Annotated in this window: 12 protein-coding genes and 5 pseudogenes; 2 read left to right on the top strand and 15 right to left on the bottom strand. The window is 39.4% G+C overall.

The window, feature by feature from the left end; translation table 11 throughout:
* Positions 1–21 precede the first annotated feature (21 nt).
* The 5 genes and pseudogenes from aceE to guaB all read right to left on the bottom strand — a co-directional run bounded on the left by aceE (position 22) and on the right by guaB (position 7,839).
* Positions 22–2,682: a pyruvate dehydrogenase (acetyl-transferring), homodimeric type gene (gene aceE, locus ACLKL2_RS15720; protein ID WP_113818859.1), complete on the bottom strand. Its 2,661-nt coding sequence runs from the start codon at positions 2,680–2,682 to the stop codon at positions 22–24.
* A 133-nt stretch (positions 2,683–2,815) separates the two neighbouring features.
* Positions 2,816–3,622: pseudogene (gene pdhR / locus ACLKL2_RS15715) on the bottom strand (pyruvate dehydrogenase complex transcriptional repressor PdhR).
* A 352-nt stretch (positions 3,623–3,974) separates the two neighbouring features.
* Positions 3,975–4,510, bottom strand: a pseudogene (gene ampD, locus ACLKL2_RS15710) (1,6-anhydro-N-acetylmuramyl-L-alanine amidase AmpD).
* A gap of 115 nt (positions 4,511–4,625) precedes the next feature.
* Positions 4,626–6,206 (bottom strand): glutamine-hydrolyzing GMP synthase, encoded by a 1,581-nt coding sequence (gene guaA / locus ACLKL2_RS15705; RefSeq protein ID WP_413692428.1) that lies wholly within the window; start codon positions 6,204–6,206, stop codon positions 4,626–4,628.
* Positions 6,207–6,372: 166 nt separating this feature from the next.
* Positions 6,373–7,839, bottom strand: coding sequence for an IMP dehydrogenase (guaB, locus tag ACLKL2_RS15700; RefSeq protein WP_413692427.1), 1,467 nt, complete (start codon positions 7,837–7,839; stop codon positions 6,373–6,375).
* A gap of 178 nt (positions 7,840–8,017) precedes the next feature.
* Between guaB and xseA the strand changes: the two genes are divergently transcribed.
* On the top strand, positions 8,018–9,346 hold the full coding sequence (xseA, locus tag ACLKL2_RS15695) for an exodeoxyribonuclease VII large subunit (RefSeq protein WP_413692426.1): 1,329 nt from the start codon (positions 8,018–8,020) through the stop codon (positions 9,344–9,346).
* 112 nt (positions 9,347–9,458) lie between these two features.
* Here the strand turns inward: xseA and ACLKL2_RS15690 are convergent.
* From ACLKL2_RS15690 to frsA, 4 genes and pseudogenes are all read right to left on the bottom strand, one after another.
* Positions 9,459–10,705: pseudogene (locus ACLKL2_RS15690) on the bottom strand (glutamate-5-semialdehyde dehydrogenase).
* Positions 10,706–10,743: 38 nt separating this feature from the next.
* Positions 10,744–11,852 (bottom strand): annotated as a pseudogene (gene proB / locus ACLKL2_RS15685) (glutamate 5-kinase).
* Between the two features lie 318 nt (positions 11,853–12,170).
* Entirely contained in the window at positions 12,171–12,449 is a 279-nt protein-coding gene (locus tag ACLKL2_RS15680) for a Crl family RNA polymerase assembly factor (protein WP_413692425.1), read from the bottom strand.
* Positions 12,450–12,595: 146 nt separating this feature from the next.
* Positions 12,596–13,854 (bottom strand): annotated as a pseudogene (gene frsA / locus ACLKL2_RS15675) (esterase FrsA).
* Between the two features lie 496 nt (positions 13,855–14,350).
* Here frsA and ACLKL2_RS15670 point away from each other — a divergent pair.
* Positions 14,351–15,244: a GGDEF domain-containing protein gene (locus ACLKL2_RS15670; protein ID WP_413692424.1), complete on the top strand. Its 894-nt coding sequence runs from the start codon at positions 14,351–14,353 to the stop codon at positions 15,242–15,244.
* Here ACLKL2_RS15670 and tilS read toward each other — a convergent pair.
* The 6 genes from tilS to lpxD all read right to left on the bottom strand — a co-directional run bounded on the left by tilS (position 15,224) and on the right by lpxD (position 24,295).
* The gene (tilS, locus tag ACLKL2_RS15665; protein WP_413692423.1) at positions 15,224–16,459 is read right to left on the bottom strand and encodes a tRNA lysidine(34) synthetase TilS; all 1,236 of its coding nucleotides are present in this window, start codon (positions 16,457–16,459) and stop codon (positions 15,224–15,226) included. The two genes, ACLKL2_RS15670 and tilS, sit on opposite strands and share 21 nt — an antisense overlap.
* Positions 16,460–16,572: 113 nt before the next feature.
* A complete protein-coding gene (gene dnaE, locus ACLKL2_RS15660; protein WP_113817943.1) occupies positions 16,573–20,100 on the bottom strand; it encodes a DNA polymerase III subunit alpha in 3,528 nt (1,175 codons plus the stop codon).
* 6 nt (positions 20,101–20,106) lie between these two features.
* Complete coding sequence (rnhB, locus tag ACLKL2_RS15655; protein WP_113817944.1) at positions 20,107–20,718, bottom strand: ribonuclease HII; 612 nt, start codon at positions 20,716–20,718, stop codon at positions 20,107–20,109.
* A gap of 30 nt (positions 20,719–20,748) precedes the next feature.
* Positions 20,749–21,888, bottom strand: coding sequence for a lipid-A-disaccharide synthase (gene lpxB / locus ACLKL2_RS15650; protein WP_413692422.1), 1,140 nt, complete (start codon positions 21,886–21,888; stop codon positions 20,749–20,751).
* A 134-nt stretch (positions 21,889–22,022) separates the two neighbouring features.
* Entirely contained in the window at positions 22,023–22,811 is a 789-nt protein-coding gene (gene lpxA / locus ACLKL2_RS15645; protein ID WP_413692421.1) for an acyl-ACP--UDP-N-acetylglucosamine O-acyltransferase, read from the bottom strand.
* The gene (gene lpxD, locus ACLKL2_RS15640; protein ID WP_413692420.1) at positions 22,811–24,295 is read right to left on the bottom strand and encodes a UDP-3-O-(3-hydroxymyristoyl)glucosamine N-acyltransferase; all 1,485 of its coding nucleotides are present in this window, start codon (positions 24,293–24,295) and stop codon (positions 22,811–22,813) included. Before lpxD ends, lpxA begins: the two co-directional genes overlap by 1 nt.
* Positions 24,296–24,300: the final 5 nt, after the last annotated feature.

Raw genomic sequence — 24,300 nt, 5'->3', positions numbered from 1 at the left:
TGTGTTAACACCGAGACTGATTTATGCAAATAATGGGTTGATTTTGTTTACATCAATATCAAACTTAGCAATCGCTTCTGTTACAACTTTACGTTCAACATCGCCACGCTTAGCTAGTTCAGTTAGTGCAGCAACAACAACGTAACCAGCATTAACTTCGAAGTGACGACGTAAGTTTTCACGACTATCGCTTCGACCGTAACCATCAGTACCAAGTACTTTGTATGACTCAGCAGGTACAAATGCACGTACTTGCTCAGCATAGTTTTTCATGTAATCCGTTGCAGCAATTGTTGGCTCAGTACCTAAAACATCAGTAATGTAAGCTGTTTTTTGCTCTGCTTCAGGGTTTAACATGTTGTAACGTTCAACGTCTTGACCGTCACGTGTTAACTCATTGAATGAAGTCACAGAGAAGATATCAGAAGCAACATCGTACTCTTCGCTTAGGATAGCTGCAGCAGCACGTACTTCGTTCATGATAGTACCTGAACTTAGTAGTTGTACTTTGCTCTTACCTGGTAATGAATCAAACTTGTAGATACCTTTACGGATACCTTCTTCAGCACCTTCTGGCATAGCCGGCATTGCGTAGTTTTCGTTCATTACTGTTAGGTAATAGAATACGTTTTCTTGTTTCTCACCGTACATACGCTCAATACCGTCTTGAACGATAACCGCTAACTCGTAAGCAAACGTTGGGTCGTATGAAACACAGTTAGGGATAGTATTAGCTTGAATATGGCTGTGACCATCTTCATGCTGTAGACCTTCACCGTTTAGGGTAGTACGACCAGCAGTAGCACCTAATAGGAAACCACGTGCTTGTTGGTCACCCGCCATCCAAGCCATATCACCAATACGTTGGAAACCAAACATAGAGTAGTAGATGTAGAATGGAATCATTGGTAAGTCATTTGTACTGTATGATGTTGCAGCAGCAACCCAAGAAGACATAGAACCTAGTTCGTTAATACCTTCCTGTAATACTTGACCAGAAGTTGCTTCTTTGTAGTAAGACACTACGCCGCGGTCTTCAGGTGTGTATTCTTGACCATGTGGGTTGTAGATACCAACTTGACGGAATAGACCTTCCATACCAAATGTACGTGCTTCATCGGCGATGATTGGTACGATGTTTTTACCGATACCTTTATCTTTCAACAATACATTTAGGATACGTACGTAAGCCATTGTTGTTGAAATTTCACGTTTCTGTTCACCTAAAAGTGCAGAGAATTTATCTAACTCTGGCACAGCTAGTTTTTCAGTAAACTTAGGTAGACGCTTAGGTGTGTATCCCATTAATGCTTCACGTTTACCGTGAAGGTATTTGTACTCTTCAGAACCTTCTTCAAGCGTTAGGTAAGGAAGTGTCGCCGCTTTCTCGTCAGAGATTAAATCTTGTAGACCTAAACGATCACGTAGCGTTTGAATGTGGTTTTCATTCATTTTCTTCACGCCGTGAGCAATGTTTTTACCCTCAGCCGCTGCGCCCATGCCGTAACCTTTAACAGTTTTAGCTAGGATCACAGTTGGTTTACCCGCTGTATCTTCTGCGTTTTTGAATGCAGCGTATAGTTTAGATGAGTCATGACCGCCACGTTTCAGTGCAAAGATCTCTTCATCAGTCATATCAGCGACTAATGCTGCTGTTTCTGGGTATTTACCAAAGAAATGTTCACGAACGTAAGCACCGTCTTTAGATTTAAATGTTTGGTAATCACCATCAACGGTCTCTTCCATTAATTGTAATAATTTACCAGACGAATCTTTTGCAATTAGTGCATCCCAGTTACCGCCCCAGATAACTTTAACAACATTCCAACCCGCACCTGTGAATAGGCCTTCAAGTTCTTGAATGATGCTACCGTTACCCATTACAGGACCATCTAGACGCTGTAGGTTACAGTTGATTAGGAAACATAAGTTATCTAGTTTTTCACGTGAAGCGAATGATAATGAACCACGAGATTCCGGCTCATCCATCTCACCATCACCAAGGAAAGCGTAAACACGTTGTGCAGCAGTTTGTTTTAAACCACGACCATCAAGGTATTTAAGGAAACGCGCTTGGTAAATTGCAGCGATTGGACCTAGACCCATAGATACCGTAGGGAACTGCCAGAATTCTGGAAGTAATTTAGGGTGAGGGTATGAAGGAAGACCTTTACCATCAACTTCTTGACGGAAGTTATCTAATTGCTCTTCAGTTAAACGACCTTCTAGGAAAGCACGTGCGTAAATACCAGGAGAGATATGACCTTGGTAATAAACTAAATCACCACCATCAGTTTCGTTTGGTGCACGGAAGAAGTGGTTGAAACATACTTCATAAAACGCAGCCGCAGACTGGTAAGAAGCCATGTGGCCACCAAGATCTAAGTCTTTTTTAGAAGCACGCATAACAATCATAATCGCATTCCAACGAATGATCGAACGAATACGTTGCTCTAATTTAAGGTCACCAGGGTAAGCTGGTTGATCAGATGCCGCAATGGTGTTTACGTAGTTAGTGTTAATGCCAGTTGGCAAATTAACACCTTCAACGCGTGCTTTTTCCATCACTTGCTCAAGGATAAATTGAGCACGTTCTGAGCCCTCATCTTCAAGAATGGTTGTTAATGCTTCAAGCCATTCAGAAGTTTCTTGTGCATCAATATCTTTTAAGATGTCAGTCATGACACTTTCCTTCTATATCACTAGATAATCTCAGCTCGAAAGCCAAGCGTTTTTGTATAATTATTTACATTAAACACTACCTGCTTCACAGCACGCTGCATGCCATTTCGGCAATAAGTAATCTAAATAATTATCAGTATAAGTATGAATAACAGCCAAAGCTGATCCGCCATACTATAAAGCGGAAGTCATTTTTAAAAGCGCCTAACTCACGTTTAAATGCACTCTCTTCACGCAACATAACCAAGCGTGTTTCTTCAATATAATGTAGATGCTGATCCGATGCTTCTTTTGCTTTCATCGGCTGCTTAGACAAAATAGCTTCCATTAACTGGAAGCGATGTTGATGAATTTTTTTGCAACTTCTGGATATAAATAAAGCTGTTTCACGTTATCTGAAATGTTTTTTGTAATAGTGGTTTGATGCCACGCGCTAAATGTAAAAACACAACATTATGTGATGCTTCGATAACTGCTTGGTAAAATTCAGCCACCGATTCTATTTCTAGTTCGATGTTACCAGCTGAATTTGCCATATCAATAGCATTGAAAGTTGTTTTTATTTTATGCAAATCATCAGAAGTACCTCTTAACGCGGCATAATATGCAGAAAACCCTTCAATGGCATGACGAAATTCCAGTAAATCATATTGAGATTCCGGATGCGAATTAAGTAATTCGAATAACGGATCGGTCAATTGGTTACGCAATTCTTCTTTTACGTAAGTACCACCGCCTTGACGACGTGTTAACAACCCCTTTGATTCTAAACGTTGAATTGCTTCACGCAGAGAAGGTCGAGATACATCAAACTGTTTTGCTAATTCTCGCTCAGGTAATAACTTCTCACCAGCTCTAAACGCCCTTCTAAAATCATGCTTTCTAACTGTGATTCAATCACATCAGCAAGTTTAGGTTGTTTAATTTTTGCGTAGGTCATAACAGCCTTAAATTATATAAACGTAACCGGTAAATGTTACGAGCAAATAACAGTCGAATGTAAAATGGTATTACCAATTTAATAGTTAACTATAGAAATTAACAAAATTAACAATTTATGTCTAGATTTTTATCTTTTTTAATGCCCCTGAAATTATGATGGTTATTGTGATTAACAGCTGTAATCACAGTGTTTACTCGCTGATTCGTAGTGATTATTAAAAAGTGAAAAACAGATAGTTTAATATGTATGATTAAATGACCATTTTTAGAAGTAATAACAAACATATTAATTATTAGGTACTTACAATCTAGGTTTTAGTTATTGCAGGTTTTCAATTATAAAACTCAGATTAAGATGCCAGTGATTTGAAATAATATTGCCAATCAAATTCACTACCTGGATCAGTTTTTCTACCCGGTGCAATATCACTGTGTGCAGCAATTCTCTCTTGGGTAATAAGTGGATATTTTTTTGTATCTGCTCTGTCACTTGCGCTAGTGAACGATATTGAGCCTCAGTATAACTGGTGTGATCAGTTCCTTCTAACTCAATACCAATGGAAAAATCATTACAACCATACACCCCATCAAAACTAGACACGCCAGCATGCCAAGCACGTTGTTCAAATGGCACGTATTGCTCTACTTTACCATCACGACGAATCACACAATGGGCAGAAACTTCTAACCCTTCTAAACAAGCAAAACTAGGGTCTGCTTTACAATCTAGTTCACCAGTAAAAAGTTTTTTTACATGCTCCGTACCAAACTGCCCTTCAGGCAGACTAATACAATGAATCACTAATAAACTAATATCGGTATTGTCAGGGCGTTCGTTAAAGAAAGGGCTTTTAATAAATTCAGCACCTTGTAATAAGCCAGTCATATCAATCACAGGGTTTCCTTTAATTTTGACAAAATGAACCTACAAAAAAGGTGGCTAATAAGCCACCTTTTCATCAATTAATTACACATCAGTTCATGTAGTTAATCAGGAATGATTATTCCCATTCGATGGTTGCAGGTGGTTTACCTGACACATCGTACACAACTCGTGAGATACCATCAATTTCATTAATAATGCGGTTAGAAACATGACCGATTAACTCATATGGTAGATGTGACCAACGTGCTGTCATGAAATCGATAGTTTCAACACAACGTAATGAAACAACCCAATCATATTTACGACAATCGCCCATCACACCTACAGAACGAACCGGTAGGAATACTACAAATGCTTGGCTTACTTTATGGTATAACTCAGCTTTGTGTAATTCTTCAATGAAGATAGCATCTGCACGACGTAATAGATCACAGTACTCTTTCTTCACTTCACCTAAAACACGCACACCTAGACCAGGTCCAGGGAATGGGTGACGATAAAGCATGTCATACGGTAAACCTAGTTCTAAACCAATTTTACGTACTTCATCTTTAAATAATTCACGTAATGGCTCTACCAGACCCATTGCCATATCATCCGGTAATCCACCTACGTTATGGTGAGATTTAATGACGTGTGCTTTACCGTTTTTAGAAGCTGCAGATTCAATAACATCAGGGTAAATAGTGCCTTGAGCTAACCATTTTGCATTTGATAATTTCTTAGACTCTTCATCGAAAATTTCAACAAAGACACGACCAATAATTTTACGCTTCGCTTCTGGATCGCTTTCACCTGCCATTTGCTCTAAGAAACGGTGCTCCGCATTAACATGAACAATGTTTAGACCAAATTTTTCGCCAAACATCTCCATCACTTGTGCGCCTTCGTTTAAACGCAATAAACCGTTATCAACAAATACACAAGTTAGCTTATCGCCAATCGCACGCTGTAAAAGCATTGCTACTACAGATGAATCAACACCACCAGATAAACCTAAGATAACTTCATCATCGCCTACTTGTTCTTTCATACGGGCTACTGCATCGTCAATGATTGATGCAGGAGTCCATAGTGTTTCACAGCCACAAATATCCACAACGAAGTTGCGAAGCATTGCTTCACCTTGAGTAGTATGTGTAACTTCTGGGTGAAATTGCACGCCGTAAAAACGTTTTTCTTCATTAGCAATCGCAGCATACTTACAAGTTGCTGTATTAGCGACTGTAGTAAAATCAGCAGGAATGGCAGACACTTTATCGCCGTGACTCATCCACACATCTAGTAATGTCTTACCTTGGTCTGAAACAGCATCTTGGATTGACTTAAAGAAAGTTGATTCAGCTTGTACTTCTACCTGTGCATAACCAAATTCACCTTCACCCTCACCTTTGATGACAGCGCCACCTAATTGATGAGACATAGTCTGCATACCGTAACAAATACCTAATACTGGTACACCAGCAGTGAAGACATATTCAGGTGCACGAGGAGAACCTTCTGCAATCACGCTTTCAGGACCACCAGCAAGGATAATACCGTTTGGATTGAACTCTTTGATGTCTTCTTCATCAACATCCCAGCTCCACAATTCACAGTAAACACCAATTTCACGAATACGACGTGCGATTAGCTGTGTGTATTGAGAGCCAAAATCTAGTATTAGAATACGTTGGTCATGAATGTTCTTACTCATCTTATGCTGTCCTAATTTTTTGTTTCTAAAAATGAATAAAAGACGATATAAATCGTCTTTTAAGAAATTATGTGTTGAAGCATAACTAGGCACTTAATAACCCTTTATTATTTATAAACTTAAATAATAAAGGCGTTGAGCCTAGTTCCTTCACTAAACCGTCAGATTAACCACCAGTACGGTAGTTAGGCGCTTCTTTAGAGATAGCAACGTCATGTACGTGGCTCTCACCCATACCTGCACTGGTAATTTTAACGAACATTGCTTTTGTATTCATCTCTTTAATCGTAGCACAGCCTGTTAGGCCCATTGATGAGCGTACGCCACCCATTTGCTGATGAATAATCTCTTTTACTTTACCTTTGTAAGCAACACGGCCTTCAATACCTTCTGGTACTAGCTTGTCTGCTGCGTTATCAGATTGGAAGTAACGATCTGAAGAACCTTGAGACATAGCGCCAAGTGACCCCATACCACGGTATGATTTGTAAGAACGACCTTGGTATAAAATGATTTCACCTGGAGATTCTTCTGTACCAGCAAACATGCTGCCCATCATTACACATGATGCACCCGCTGCTAGCGCTTTAGCAATATCACCAGAGAAACGAATACCACCATCAGCAATAACTGGGATACCAGTACCTTGTAATGCATCAACCGCATCAGAGATAGCAGTAATTTGCGGTACACCAACACCTGTTACAATACGTGTTGTACAGATTGAACCTGGGCCGATACCTACTTTAACCGCACTACAACCAGCAGCAACCAATGCTTTTGCACCTTCGCCTGTTGCTACGTTACCACCGATAATTTCTAGATTAGGGTGAGCAGCACGAGTTGCTTTAATACGCTCTAATACACCTTGAGAATGACCGTGAGATGAGTCAATTAATAATACATCAACACCCGCTTCTACTAATGCATCAACACGCTCTTCATTACCAGCACCAGCACCAACAGCAGCACCTACTCGTAAACGACCTAGTTCGTCTTTACATGCATTTGGTTTTTGTTCTGCTTTACGGAAATCTTTAACCGTGATCATGCCTTTAAGTTTAAAGTTATCATCAGTTAATAGCACTTTTTCGATACGGTGCTTATGCATTAATGCTTCAATTTCATCGCGTGGTGTATTTGATTTAGCCGTTACTAGTTCTGGCTTTGGCGTCATGACTTCAGCAGCGGGACGGTTCATATCCGTTTCGAATAGTACGTCACGACCAGTAATAATACCGACTAGTTCACCTGAGTCTTCAACAACAGGGTAACCAGCAAAGCCATGTTTTGCAGTTAATTCTTTGATTTCACCTAATGTAGTAGAAGGAGAAACAGTAATTGGGGTAGCTACAACGCCACTTTCATGAATTTTAACTAAACGAACTTGTTCAGCCTGTAATTCGATAGACATGTTTTTATGGATAAAACCCATGCCGCCTTCTTGCGCTAAAGCGATCGCAAAACGTGCTTCAGTTACAGTATCCATTGCAGCAGAAACGACAGGAATATTTAACGAGATGTTTTCTGTTAATTGTGTTGTTAGGTCAGCAGTGTTTGGTAGTACAGTCGAATGAGCTGGTACTAATAATACATCGTCAAATGTTAACGCATCTTTTGCTATTCTTAGCATTGCAATATCTCACTTATAGTTGGGAGTATTTTAGGGTTACCCAAGTCTAGCTTGGGTAGGATATTGCGGTGGGATTTTAATCGTAATCAAGAATAAGTACAACACTATTTATGTTTTTATACTGAGTTTTTACTGTGTTAATATTTAGTCCCTGATTTCTTTGGTAAAAACTCCAGCTATGGCGACTCAAAACAAAAATATTTACAGCGTAAGTTCACTAAATCGTGCAGCTAAAGCCTTATTAGAGACTGGTTTGGGCGTTATTTGGCTCTCAGGTGAAATATCTAATCTGACCATAGCGGTATCGGGTCATTGGTATTTCACCTTAAAAGACCATAGTGCACAAATTAAATGTGCCATGTTTCGCGGTAATAATAGCCGAACTGGGTTTACTCCTAAACATGGTCAACAGGTATTAGTGCGCGCCAAATTAAGTCTTTATGAAGCGCGTGGTGATTACCAGTTAATTGTTGAAACTATGGCTCCGGAAGGTGATGGTTTATTAAAACAACAATTTGAAGAGTTAAAATGCCAATTAGCTGCGCAGGGCTTATTTTCAGAATCGCTGAAGAAACCTTTACCAGAGATAATTAAACGAGTCGGTATTGTTACCTCTTCAACGGGCGCTGCACTGCATGACATACTCAGCGTATTAAAGCGTCGTGATCCTCGTTTGCAGGTGATTATCTACCCTAGCCAAGTACAAGGGCAAGGCAGTGCCTTTTCTGTTGCTTCTCAAATAGCCTTAGCCAATGCGCGTAATGAGTGTGATGTATTAATTGTCGGTCGCGGCGGCGGCTCATTAGAAGATCTATGGTGTTTCAATGAACCTGATGTGGCTTACGCCATCTACCATAGTCAATTACCAGTGATCAGTGCTGTTGGTCATGAGATTGATATTACCATCAGTGATTTTGTTGCCGACCTTCGTGCAGCAACACCTTCTGCAGCGGCTGAATTGGTTAGCCAACATAAGACCTTTGTTTCTTCACAGCTGACCACATTAGTGAATCGTTTAAAACAAGCTATGTTGAATACCATGCAACATAAAACCCACCAGCAGTTATTATTAAAGCAGACGCTATTACAGCATGATCCTAAACATAAACTGCAACAGCAAACACAACACCTAGATGAATTAAGCTTGCGTTTACAACATGCGATGCAACAAACGATGCAACAACAAACGACTATCAGCTCGCAGTTAAAAAACAGATTACAACAATCTAGTCCAGTACATTACATCGCAATGGCTCAACATAAGCAGCAACAATTAAAGCGTCAGTTAACTCAAGCGATGGCCGCACAACTTAATCAATCAGAGCAACATTTACAGCACCAAATACAACAGTTAAATGCTTACAGTCCATTGGCGACATTAGCGCGTGGCTATGCCATTGTGAAAGATGATTCAGATAAGGTGTGTACAGACCCAACAAACTTAAAAACCGGTGATAAGGTACAAGTGACATTAGATAAAGGTCAGTTTAACGCCGAGGTGCTTTAATTCTCGCTTTAGAGAAAAATAGAAAAATAGAAAAATAAATTTAAAAATAAAAGACAAATAAAAAGGGCTTGTTACCAGCGGTAACAAGCCCTTTACTAATGAAGATTAAACCTTACGAACGAATTAAATGGTCACTAATACCAACCCATTTGTAGGTGGTTAATTCAGGTAACCCCATTGGACCACGCGCATGTAGCTTCTGTGTCGATACCGCAACTTCAGCACCCAAACCAAATTGGCTACCATCAGTGAAACGTGTGCTGGTATTAACATACACAGCAGCAGCATCTACTGCACTGATAAACTTATTTGCGATAGTAAAATCGTTAGTCAAAATGCCTTCAGAGTGCGCAGAACTATGCTCACGAATGTGTGCTAATGCTTCGCTTAAATTTTCGACTACTTTTACACCTAAGTTCAGGGATAACCACTCTTTAGAGAAGTCACCTTCTTGTGCTGCAACCGCATCATCACCTAAAATTGCTTTCGCTTTCTCTTCAGCCACTAATGTCACACCTAATGGTGATAAGTGCGCGGCCACTTTTGGTAAGAACGTTTCTGCAATATCAGCTTCCACTAATAATGTATCTAATGCATTACAAACACTTGGACGTTGCACTTTAGCATTTTCAATAATCGCTAAGGCTTTTTCAACATCCGCGGTTTTTTCAGCGAATAGATGACAAATACCAATTCCGCCAATAATAACAGGATCGTACTGTTCTCTTTACAGAAGTTTTGTAAACCAGAGTTACCACGTGGAATGATCATATCCACGTATTTATCGAGTTTTAATAACTCACCGACTAAAGCACGGTCTGTATTCTCAATGTACTGTACTGCCGTTTTTGGTAAACCTACTTTTTCTAATGCAGACTGGATGCATTTTACTAACACTAGGTTAGAGTTAATGGTTTCTTTACCACCACGTAAGATACTTGCATTACCCGTTTTTAAACTCAGTGCTGCAATATCAATGGTTACATTAGGACGTGCTTCATAAATAACACCTAATACACCTACTGGAACACGACGTTTAGATAGTGTTAAGCCGTTCTCTAGAATTTTTCCATCAAATTCTTCACCCACCGGATCAGCTAACCCAATCACACTACGTAAATCACTAATTACACCCGCTAAGCGAGGTTCATCTAATAATAAGCGATCTAATAATGCATCTGTAAGACCAGCAGCTTTACCTGCTTCGATATCTTTTTTATTTGCAGCAACTATCTCTGCAACATTCGATTCTAATTCAATTGCAATCGCTTCTAGCGCTGCGTTTTTTGTCGTCGTATCAGTGATTGCCAACTCGTAACTTGCATCTTTTGCTTGTTGACCTAATTGTTGTAAACTCATTTCTACTCCTTTTGCAGACCCACAGCGAGAGGGTCTAATTATAAAATAACTAGGTCGTCGCGATGAATAACGACGGAACCATGTTCATAACCTAATATTTTTTCAATTTCATCTGAGTGCTGACCTTTGATCTTATCAATATCAACGCTTTTATAGCGTACGATACCACGTGCTATCTCTTTACCTTTTTGATTACAAACGGATACTACGTATCCACGTAAAAACTGAGACTCAACGGACTGTATACCTTTAGCTAGTAAACTACTTCCGCCGTTTAAGATGGCGTGTTCAGCGCCTAGGTCCACCACTATCGTACCCGCAGATCGCGATCCTGCAAATATCCAGTTTTTCTTGCTTCTAAACGATTGTTTTCAGATACAAAACGCGTCCCAACGGAAATATCATTGGCCGCATCTAAAATAACATTTTTACGTTGCCCTGAAGCGATCACCACTTCAATACCAGCACGATTAGCAACGGTTGCAGATTCAATCTTAGTGGCCATGCCACCGGTTCCTAAACCACCGACACTGCCGCCAGCTAGATTATGAATCGCCTCTGTTATTTCATTTACCTCTGTAATTAATTGTGCCTCGGGATTATTACGTGGGTCAGCGGTAAATAGACCACTCTGATCGGTTAATAAGATCAGTTGATCCGCATCTGCTAATAACGCAACAAGTGCCGATAGGTTATCGTTATCTCCGACTTTAATTTCTCGGGTTGCAACGGCGTCATTCTCATTAATCAATGGAATGATACGGTGCTTTAATAACGTATGTAGGGTATCCCTTGCATTAAGAAAACGCCCTTTATCACCTAAATCAGCACGGGTTAATAGCATTTGGCCGACATGTAAACCGTATATCTTGAATAGGTTTTCCCACTCTCTCACTAATTGCCCTTGTCCTACCGCTGCTAACATCTGTTTATTAGCAATTGTTGGTGCTATCTCAGGCATATTGAGATGTTCTTTACCTGCTGCGATTGCGCCTGACGTCACCACTATAATGGGGTGACCCTGTTGATGCAAAATCGCACATTGACGGACAATCTCAAGCATTTGTGCTCGGTCTAACTTACTTGTACCACTGGTTAAAACACTGGTTCCCAATTTAACTACAATTGTTTTTTTATTCGCATTCATCGGTTTATGCTTCATGTAAAAAATAAAAAAGGCTCTAGGTATCTGATACGCATCACTTTAAAAAGTTGCCTAGATGTTGTGCAGCAACATAACTTAATACACAGTCATTAAGTGCATAACAATGTTATTGATCACTATCATAACCGACAAAAAGTAAATTAACTCAAACAAATGGACTGTTTAAAAAGTGTGTTTGCTATCAATTTCGTTTAATCATTATTGAGCTTAAAAAAACAGCAACTCGATGAGTTGCCGTTGCTAGTATACCATTATTGCAGAAATGAAATGCGCAAAAATAAATACAAGATAAAAGGAAGGTTAGCGAGGTGTTAATTGATAGCCTGTTTCAACATCGATTAACTCGCTTAATTTATCAATGAATAGTTGAAAAGCTTGGTCTAACTGCTGCATCTGCTTTTTAGTGATCTTAGTCTTTTCCCATTCACCTTTTAGATTATAAAGGCCATTAAAGCGTTGGTAGGTAAATTCAGTATCTTCTCTATTAACCACTAACCACCAGCCTAAAAAGGTTCTTTCTTCTGGTTCTTTTTTGATATCAACGCATATCTCTAAACAGTCAAAAAAATGTTGACTCATCGGATTGTAACTGACGAAAGTAAGGGCCGATTTCATTGAATAACTTAAATAAGCGACCACGTGATGGCCCTTTTGCTAGGGTCTGAGACATATTCTAACGCTCCTTTAATGACATACAGTTAATTTAACTGTGGTTAATATACCACTTACTCTTGTAAATGTTTTGCTAACCATTGTGCAGAATACTGTAAAGTTATCAAATAAGAGTCAAATATGGGAGACTTATCAATAATTTTTGCTTCACTTTCGTAGCTAATTCTCGCCATCAGTTTGAGATCTTGTTCACTACACATCAAATCATCACTATGACCAATGCTTAAGCATGGGGTTTTCACTTTTTTACGCCCTAGCAATCCCTGCTTAATTAATGAAAATGGCACACAGTGTTGATACAGATAACTGGCATCTGATTTCTGCAATTGCATACGACTTGCTAAACAATCTAGGGTCATCACAGGTAACTGCTTAAAACGATGAATATCATCAAATACACTGGCCACGGCAGCACCAACACTAACCACTGCTTTGACGCGGTGTGGTTCCACATAAGCTAAACGATTTAACGCATTTGCGCCCATTCTCATTCCCATTAAGGCTACACGGGATTGATCGACCCAAGGGATATCAGCAACATGCTGTAATACAGCTTGGTGTAATAGTGATGTGTCTTGGGTCAGTTTTAAGTGATTTGAAAAACCTACTCCAGGCATATCCACAGTTAACATGGCAATACCAGCCGGTTTTAAGTAACGTTCAAATAACGGTAGAAAATCACACTGCAGTGTATCAATGCCAGCACTAACAATGACCACAGGATGAATCACATCATCATTTGGAAGGTGTAAAAAGTTGTTACCTGCTTACCTTGAAAAGGCACCTGTATCTCTTTTAACAGGGCATGACTGTTATGCGTAAAAGATTGTCGGTAATTAGTTACCGCCAACGTTTGTGCTTGGATACTATTTTCATCACCTTTTAAATGCGGGTAACTAGCGACACTATAAAGTTGTGATGCAAGATAGTAATGTTGTTGCGCTTGTTTCGTATCACCATTCTGACTATATTGATTGGCTTGCTTTTGATAAGTCATCGCTTTCTTTGACCACTCATAACTCCAATTACCGGAGCGAAAACCTATCACTGTATCTAACAAATTAGAGTCAGTTCTTGGATTAGTGGATGCACTGATTTTGGCTAAGACTTCATAACAGTCGATGATATCTATTCCTTGCCATGACCACTGCAATAATTTGAGTAGACGATACCAACCTACCGATTGCTGGCCATCTAAGGTGGATTGATGTTGTCTTTGGTGTTTTTTAGATCCACTGTTCGCAATTAATGATGAGGTTTCACGAACATTGTTTTTTTCAGAAAAGAGCACTTCAGATAAGTTTTTAGACATAAGCTTCCCATTAAAAACAGGCATTGATTGAGTAAAGAATAACATGTTCTAAGTAAGCAACAATGCTTAATACAAACCACACTAATTAACTGATCTATTTTACTTGTTAAAATAACTTATTGCTTCGTTGTAATTTTCGTAAATAGTGCGGCTATTAAAGAATTAACATCTTTTCGTTAATTCTCCGATAGGCTATTAACGAAGTTGATCGTCGAAAGGCTTAAATTACGCCTTAAACTAAGTCATTTTTCCTGCACAAAATTTAGATCACTTATTTTAATGTCATTGGTATAACTAAAAATTAGCCAGTATTTCCCATAGCAGCATTTCAGCTAGAATAAAAAAATTTACCAATAAATCAATTACTTTTAATCATCTTCACTTTAAAAAACAAAAAATCAATAAATGGCACGGATTTCGCTTTATTAACAACATATCGATTCAATTTAATCAAACGTCAAATTAATGCCGCTAATGCGCAATCAAAGGAAATTATATGGAAAGCATCCCTAATAAAGAATACAGCTATAACGGTACTAAATCACCGATATTCACTGTTTTTTCCAATGAGCCATTATTAAGCACAAAAGATAAATTATTTACCCTTGAGACTTTGCAAAAAAGCTTAGACTTGAAAGAGATAATGGAAAATTTTGCCTCTTTAGTGGCAAGTTTTATCCGCCCTTTTAATATTCGCTTTCAATCTGCTTTTGGTTTTTTTAGTTTATCAAAATCACTGCCGAGTAATTTTACTCGTAACTTTAACTTAGATTCAGCGGATCACTCACCAAGATTAGGCACTATGACCTATCAAAGTGAAACACCTATTACCGCTACTGAAGATAAGTTATTAGCGGAGTTACATCAGTTACTGCAACCAACGTTAAAACATGCGCTACGATTTTCTGAATTAAGCTCTATGGTGTATAAAGATCACCTCACTAATATCGGTAACCGAGCTTATTATGAAGAGACTATTTTTCATGCCATTGAACAAAGCAACCGTACTAATCTAGGTTTATCTTTAATGGTGCTTGATATTAATAAATTCAAACCGATTAATGATACATACGGGCACACTAAAGGTGACCAAGTATTAAATGCCTTCGCACAAGTGCTAACTAAAAGTATTCGTACTTCTGATTTTGTATTTCGTTTAGGTGGTGATGAGTTTGTTGTTATCCTTCAACCTTCTGCTTCTTGCTCTGTGAGTAAAGTGCAGCAACGTATTTTGCAAGAGATAGACAAGAATAGCTTACTTAAGGAGCTTGATTTCTCAGCAAGCTACGGCTTTAGCCATTGGGAAATTGGAACAACGGCTTCTCAACTATTTGATCAAGCCGACCAGCACTTATACCAGAACAAAGCGTTAGATAGAGCGCAACGATAAGTTTAACTTAGGTAATTGCTTAGTAGGAGATGGCTGACAATGCCATACCCCTATGGCTTGTACTAATTGGCCATCAATAAAAATAAATACCACTTGTTCTCTTTGCCATGTTGGCACTTGAGATTCCTGTAGCAGCTTTTTAATCGAACGTGATTTAGATCTACCTTCAACTAAACAGGTTAACTTAGGGTCTAGGTGCTGTCGAAAGCAACAACTGATTGTATGCAGCTTAGCCAAGGCAGCATCCACCATAGAAAAGTCTACTGCCAGTTTATCTGGGCTAACCCATAACAAAGGCTCTCCAGACCAAGTCACAGGAGAGTCGGGAATGATTAAAGGCTTTACTGGCACAATATAAAGTTCACCTTGATAGCGCTGAATTGTATTGCTCGCTAATTGCAAACAGGGTTGTTTCCCTTGCTCAGCGAGTGCGACTTCTTGCCATAAAACGGTTAACTGTTTGCTACTTGGGTAGTCCAAACCATTGAACTTTAACCAATAGCGCAATAAATTATTGCGACGAGCTTGAGATAAATCAGCCAATGCAGCGATCGACAAAGTTTGTGTGCCTAATCGCACACACATCGATTGTTGGAGATCTTGTGAGGCTACTTCATCAACTAAACCTTGTTGCTCCTGACACAAACGAGCAGTGCGTGAAGCAGAGCTTGCAATAGCAGGCCAACGCTCAGTTAATAATGGCGTTATTTGGTGACGGATAAAATTACGATCAAAGTCGGTATCTTGATTACTCTCATCCTCTACCCACTTCACCCCTGCTGTTTCAGCATAATCAATAATTTGCTTGCGAGAAAAGTTTAACAATGGACGCACTAAGTGACCATTGTGGAAAGGTTGAATGGCTCGAATGCCCTGTAACCCAGTACTGCCAGATCCTCTTTTTAATGCCAGTAATAAGGTTTCTAATTGATCATCCTGATGATGTCCGGTTAATAGGATGTCATCGGCTTGAAGGTGTTGAGAAAAACATTGATAACGCGCTTCACGTGCTAAGGCTTCTAAACTATTACGGCTAGTTTTTTGAATATTAACAGTCGAACGTAATAGTTGAACGTTTAAAGAAGCGCAATACACTTCACAAAAATCAGCCCACTGTTCTGCATGTGGACTTAAACCATGGTTCACATTATGTGCTAATACTTGGTAATGGGGATAGTCTCGTTGAAACTGCACTAACAATCTCAATAAAACCACTGAGTCCACTCCCCACTTAAGGCAACCACCAGTCTTGGTTGAGCAGAACTTTCAACAAGCTCTGCTAACAGATTTAATAACGCTTGATTAAACTCACTTTGCATTGATCTGCCTTAGTCAAAATGTAAGGTAACATTCTCTTCACCTATCAATCGTCCCAGTTCAAATAAAAGATCATCATTGGGCGTAATTGACCATTCAATACCTAACTCCACTTCCACCTGTGCCTGATGGTTTTGGTAATTAATAAATACTGGGCACAAGCCACCCGCCGCAGGCGATAATACTTGTTTCAAACGCGCTTTAAATTCAGCTAATGACTGTTTCTGTAATACGTTAGAAGAGATCGATAACTGTAATTTACTGGCAAAGCGTTCACGAGCTTGGTCAATGCTCATTACTTCACGGGCATTCATTTTCAAGCCACCATTGAAGTAATCTTCACTGACTTGCCCTTGCAATACCACAATATTATCTGTGACCAACAAAGCTTCGTGTTGCTCTAGCAAGTCAGCAAAGATAGTCACATCCATACGTGCACTTTTATCATCTAAGGTCAAAATACCCATGCGTTTACCGGCTTTAGTGACCATCACACGCATTGCCAGTACTAATCCACAAACACGACTATTTTGTCCTCGGCCATTCACAGTTAATGAGCCTAATTTAACACAGTTAATCGCACGTAAATCTGGCTCATATTGATTAATTGGGTGACCCGTCAGATACAAACCTAGCGTATCTTTTTCACCTTTTAACCATTGTTTCTCAGGCCATTTTTCCACTACAGAGAATTTATTCTCAATCTCATCATGGTCAGTGGTTAACACACCAAATAGATCGCTTTGCCCAAATGACTCAGCTTTTTTATGCTGAGCTGCAGCACTTAATGCATCAGCTAAGTTTTCCATTAACGCCGCACGATGTGGCCCTAGATTATCTAATGCACCGGCTAGGATTAACTTTTCAATAATACGTTTACCACAGCGTTTTAAATCAACGCGGTTACAAAAATCAAACAGGTCTTTAAACTTACCACCTTCTGTACGCGCTTCAATAATCGCGTCAATAGGGCCTTCACCCACTCCTTTAATTGCACCAATACCGTAAATAATGCGTAACTCTTTATCTACGTTAAATTTAAACAAACCTTCATTAACGTCTGGTGGGCACAGTGTTAAGCCCATGTTTTGACACTCATCTACTAAGATAACGACTTTGTCAGTGTTATCCATATCTGCCGACATTACCGCTGCCATAAAGTAAGACGGGTAGAAGGTTTTCATCCATAGCGTTTGATAAGAGACTAAGGCATAAGCAGCGGAGTGAGATTTGTTAAAACCGTAACCCGCAAATTTTTCTACCAAGTCAAAGATCTTAATAGCCAATTCGCCATCAATACCGTTTGCTATGGCACCAGATTCAAAGGTTGCACGCTGTTTTTCCATCTCTTCTGGCTTTTTCTTACCCATGGCACGACGTAACATATCAGCGCCACCTAGCGTATAACCAGAGAGTACCTGTGCAATCTGCATTACCTGTTCTTGGTATAAGATAATACCGTAGGTTGGCGAGAGAATATCTTTCAGTGATTCGTGTTGCCACTTTTCATCAGGATAAGACACCACTTCACGACCATGCTTACGCTCAATAAAGTTATCTACCATACCTGATTGTAATGGACCGGGTCTGAATAAGGCTACCAGTGCAATCATGTCTTCAAAACAGTCAGGTTGAAGACGACGGATCAGATCTTTCATACCACGAGATTCCAGCTGGAATACCGCCGTGGTCTCATAGCGCTTTAATAACTCAAAACAAGCAGGTTCAGTGAGGTCTATTTTTTCAATAAAGATAGGTTCCTCTCCGCGCTCATGTTTATGTGCATTAGCCATATCTAATGCCCATTGCACAATGGTCAGGGTTCTTAAGCCTAAGAAATCGAATTTAACTAATCCGGCGGTTTCTACATCATTTTTATCAAACTGCGTAACAGGGTTATGACCTTCATCATCACAGTATAAAGGCGCAAAATCAGTGATCGTGGTCGGAGAGATAACCACACCACCAGCATGTTTACCTGCATTACGGATCGTCCCCTCTAGAATACGACACATATCGATTAAGGCACGAACATCTTCACTGCCATCATAACGCTCTTGTAAACGAGGCTCTTCCTCAAATGCTTTAGTTAGCGTCATACCCGGTGTTGGTGGAACCAATTTTGAAATACTATCAACAAAACCATAGGCATGACCTAGTACACGACCAACGTCACGAATAACCGCTTTCGCCGCCATAGTACCAAAGGTAATGATTTGCGATACTGCATCACGACCATACAATTCTGCTACGTGGTCAATCACTTCATCACGACGATCCATACAAAAGTCGATATCGAAATCGGGCATGGAGACACGTTCAGGATTCAAAAATCGTTCGAAAAGCAGCTCTAACTCTAATGGATCTAAGTCGGTAATTTTTAATGCGTAAGCCACTAATGAGCCAGCACCTGAACCACGGCCAGGTCCAACAGGAATATTGTTATCTTTACTCCACTGAATGAACTCCATTACGATCAAGAAGTAACCTGGGAATCCCATTTTATTGATAACCCCTAACTCAACTTCAAGTCGTTCGTCGTAGGGTTTTCTAATCTCAGCAAAGTTTTCACTGTTTTTATCAAATAGGAAGTCTAAGCGCTCTTCTAAACCTTCTCTAGAAACTTTACAAAAGAACTCATCGATCTCTAAATCACCGGTTGGAAAATCTGGCAAGAAGTATTCACCTAAGCGTAATGTAACATTACAACGTTTGGCTATTTCTACACTGTTTTTTAAGGCTTCTGGTATATCAGAAAAGAGTTCGCACATCTCCTCTTCACTACGTAAGTATTGCTCAGGGCTATAGTCTTTTGGACGTTTTTCATCACCAAGCGCATAACCTTGGTTGATACACACCCGTATATCATGGGCATCGAATAATGCTTTATCGGCAAATACCACTTCATTGGTTGCCACTACGGGTAACTGCTGTTCAGCAGCTAAATCAAGGGCTAAGTGTAGGTAGTTTTCTTCATCAACGCGATTGGTACGAATTAACTCTAAATAGTAACGATCTGGGAAATGCGTTTTATAGAAAGCAGTGATTTCAGCGACTGCCGCTTTATTACCTTTGAGCAGCATTTTACCTAAGTCACCATCTTTAGCACCGGACAGTATAATTACGCCTTGCTGGTGCTCTATTAACCACTCTTGTTCAATGACAGCACGGCCATTGATATGACCGCGTAAATAAGCCTTTGAAATTAGCTCAGTGACATTTTTATAACCTACTGCATCCATTGCTAATGCGGTTAAACGAAATTGTTGGCCACCTAGTAATTCGCTTTGTACCCAAAAGTCAGCACCAATGATCGGCTTTACACCTGCACCATGCGCGGCACCATAAAATTTAACGAGACCACAAAAGTTAGTTTGATCAGTAATTGCTAAGGCAGGCATATTCATCGCCGCTGTTTTAGCTACTAATGGTTTAACCTTAGTTAAACCATCCACCATTGAAAAATCACTGTGAACTCGAAGATGGACAAATTTAGGATCCGCGTTAACAACCGCAGTTTGTTGATTACTTTCAGGCATAAAACTCTACTTTGATGTGGCAGTTAAAATAGCTTTAACAGGTTTAAAGCTTTGACGGTACTCAGCAATTACACCATGTGTTTGCAATGCTTCAAAATGAGCTTTGGTTGGATAACCTTTATGTTTAGCAAACCCGTAGGCTGGATAACGTTTATCCAACTCTACCATTTCACGGTCACGTGTTACCTTTGCAATAATAGAAGCGGCACTTATCTCTGCCACACGTAAATCACCCTTGACGACTGCTTCACTTGGCATTGGCAATTGAGGGCAACGATTACCATCGATAAACACATAACCAGGTTGAATCGATAACCCTTGCACAGCACGTTGCATAGCCAACATAGTAGCATGTAGTATATTGAGCTCATCTATTTCTATTGGTGAAGCGCGTCCAATACTGACTGATAATGCATTTTCATTAATTTGATCAAACAATAAAGCTAATTTCTTTTCACTCAATTTTTTAGAATCAGTCAATCCAACAATAGGTTTATTAGGATCTAAAATAACCGCAGCTGTGACCACATCACCAACCAGAGGACCACGCCCAACTTCATCTACCCCGGCAATATTCGGCAAATCAGGATAGGTAATTTCAGGAAACTCTGTTTTCATTTTTAATCTTCTCTATTGGTAAACTATCAATTAACGATTTAATAAATTAATCACAGCATTAGCTGCTTGTGTATCTGCATCACAACGGATTTGTTGATGTAATTCCGTGAAAGTATCTATCATTTGTTGCCCATCATGTTCAATTAAACGGGTTAATTCAGCAACAATCTTATCCACGGTACAATCATCTTGGCTTAACTCTTTGACCACCTCTTTATCGGCAATCAAATTTGGTAGTGAAGTATACTTCACTTTGACTAAGGCTTTTGCAATCATATAGGTCAATGGTGATACTTTATAGGCAACAACCATAGGTGCTTTGGCTAACATAGCCTCTAATGCAGCCGTACCTGAAGCTAATAAAACGAGATCGGCAGATTGTAAAATAGCACTAGATTGACCATCGAATAAGGTAATCGGTAAGGGTGACGGCAACTCTGTGATTTGCGCTTCAAATTGTTGCTTACGACGCTCATTAACCACAGGCACAACGAAGCGATAATCTGGGTATTTTTGATGGATAACTTGCGCAGCTTGCAAAAAGATAGGGCCTAACATCTCCACTTCCGCTTTACGGCTACCCGGTAATAAAGCTATTACTTTCTCATCCGCTGAAATATCAAGCTTTGCTCTAGCACCTAGTTGATCACGTTTAACAGGAAGCTGATCAGCCAAAGTATGACCAATAAATTGACAAGGGACATCAAACTTATCGTAAAAGGCTTTTTCAAAGGGTAAAAAGGCCAACACTAGATCCGTTGCGTTAGCTATTTTATGAATACGCCATTGCTTCCACGCCCACACTGAAGGACTAACGTAATGGATAGTTTTAATTCCTTGTTGTTTTAATTTAAGCTCAACAGTTAAATTAAAATCAGGCGCATCGATACCAATAAAAATATCCGGTGGGTTATCGATAAAGTGCTGAGTAATGGATTTACGAATACGCAAAATACTACGCAACTTTCCTAACACTTCCACAAAGCCCATTACTGATAAAGCTTCTAAAGGGTGCAATGCAGTACAACCCTGAGCAATCATACGAGGACCCGCAATACCTTCAAAAATGGCATCAGGATATTGCAACTTAAGCGCCTTAATTAAACCTTCCCCTAAAATATCACCCGAGGTTTCTCCGGCGATTAATCCAATCCGTAATGGTTTAGTCATGGTTATCTTCTTATCATTTCTAGGTTATATCGCTTACATTAAATAATGTGCTCTCATTGATAGCGCATCTATTTATAGCAGGTAAAAAAAGGCTCAAAAAGAGCCTATTTTTTAAATATTTTAAACAAATCGGCTTAGCGAACAATACCGCGATTCTCATCAGAAATAAAATCTAACAAGGTTTTTAACTCAGGGCAATCTTCAACATTAGCAGCAATCTCAGCTTTCGCTTCCGCTAAAGTTTTACCCTGGCGACATATCGTTTTATAAGCACGTTTAATTTGCATAATGGTTGCACTACTAAAACCATGACGCTTTAAACCTACAGAGTTAATACTCTGCGCCTCAGCATAATTTCCTGACGCAATAAAGTAAGGCGGAATATCTTTATTAACAGCCGAACAACCACCAATCATAGCGTGCTCACCTACTCGGGAGAACTGATGTAATGCTGATAAACCACCAATAATCACGTTATTAGCTATTTTACAATGACCCGCTAAAGTTGCATTATTTGACATAATAATATTATCTGCCAGAACACAATCATGCCCAACATGCACATAAGCCATTAATAAATTATTGTTGCCAATTTTAGTGGTACTTTCATCTTGTGTTGTACCGCGATGAATCGTACAACTTTCACGAAATACATTATTATCGCCAATATCTAAATAGGTCACTTCGCCTTTATATTTAAGATCTTGGCAGTCTTCACCGATTGAGGCAAACTGGTAAATTTTATTGCCCTTACCCATTTTAGTGAAGCCTTTAATAACAACATGTGGACCAATCCAGCAATCATCACCAATTTCAACATTATCGCCGATGATGCTATAAGGGCCGACCTCTACATTTTTCCCAATAACCGCATTTTCATGGATTATTGCAGTTGGATGAATACTTGCTGTTGAATCAATCATTAGATCTCTCTTCTTGCACACATGATTTCGGCTTGACAAACCACTTGCCCATCTACTTTAGCTTTACACTCAAATTTACCCATGCCACGTTTTTCACCAATACATGTCACGTCTAGATCAAGTCTATCACCAGGAACAACTGGCTTACGGAATTTAACTTTATCAATTGAAGCAAAGAAGTATAGTTCATTTTCAGCAGGTTTTCCGTGTTTAGTAAATGCTAATACACCTGTTGCTTGTGCTAATGCTTCTAAAATTAGCACACCAGGGAAAACCGGCGTACCTGGAAAGTGCCCTGTAAACTGTGGCTCATTAAAAGAAACATTTTTGTAACCTTGTAAGGTTTCACCAGGTACATGATCAACAACACGATCAAGTAATAAAAATGGGTAACGATGCGGTAGAAGATCCATGATCTCCTTGATATCCAGACTATTTAATTCGTTTGACACGATAACTTCCTTAGTTTTTTCTTCTATTTGTTTTTCAAGTTGTTTTACACGCTTGAACAACTCTTCAATTTTTAATGTGTACGCCGTTGTTTTACGCCATACTTTACTCTCTTGTGCAGGTACGCCAGAAGAATAAACCCCTGGTGATTTAATACTACGCATTACCATAGAGTCACCAGTAATGACTACATTATCTGTGATAGTAATATGACCGTTCATTGCCACACTACCACCAATAATACAATTTTTACCTACCACGGTACTACCAGCAATGTTCGTACCGCCAGCTATAGCTGTATGGTCACCGATTTGAATGTTATGGGCAATTTGACATTGATTATCAATTTTAACACCTTTACCAATCACAGTATCGGACAGTGCACCTCGGTCAATGGTGGTGCTTGCACCAATTTCTACATCATCGCCGATAATAACAGAACCAATCTGTGGGATTTTCACCCAAGTACCTTGATAAGGCGCATTACCAAATCCATCGGAGCCTATAATGCTATTAGCGTGAATAATCACGTTATTTGCAATTTCACAGGTGTGGTAAATAGTAACATTAGGGTAGATTTTACAACCTTCCCCTACTGTCGCACCTTCACCAATCACAGTATTAGCAAATATCTGCGTATTATCACCAATCTTAGCATGTTTACCAATCACAACATTTTCAGCAATCGCTACATTTTTGCCTATTGTCGCGGTTTCATCGATCACAGCGGAATCTGCAATAGCTACACTTAGATTCGGTGTTGTATCAAATATTCGCGCTAATAAAGCATAACCCACATAAGGGTTATCCATAAATAATGCATTGCCTGGGTAGGAGTCTTTTAGTGCGTTAGGCAATACAATAGCACTCGCACTACATTCAGATAATCGTGTCAGTAATTTTTTATCTGAAACAAAGGTAATATCACCTTTTTTTGCACCGTCAAAAGTTGCTAAGCGTTCAATGATTAAATCACCATCACCGCCTAATTGTGCTGAAAGCTGGGTTGCTAAACTTGCTAATGAATGCGCCATAATAA

It is taken from the genome of Psychromonas sp. KJ10-2 (assembly GCF_047323255.1).
Lineage (GTDB): Bacteria > Pseudomonadota > Gammaproteobacteria > Enterobacterales > Psychromonadaceae > Psychromonas.
Note: the sequence above shows the minus strand (reverse complement) of the source record. Positions and strands in the feature narration are given on the sequence as shown.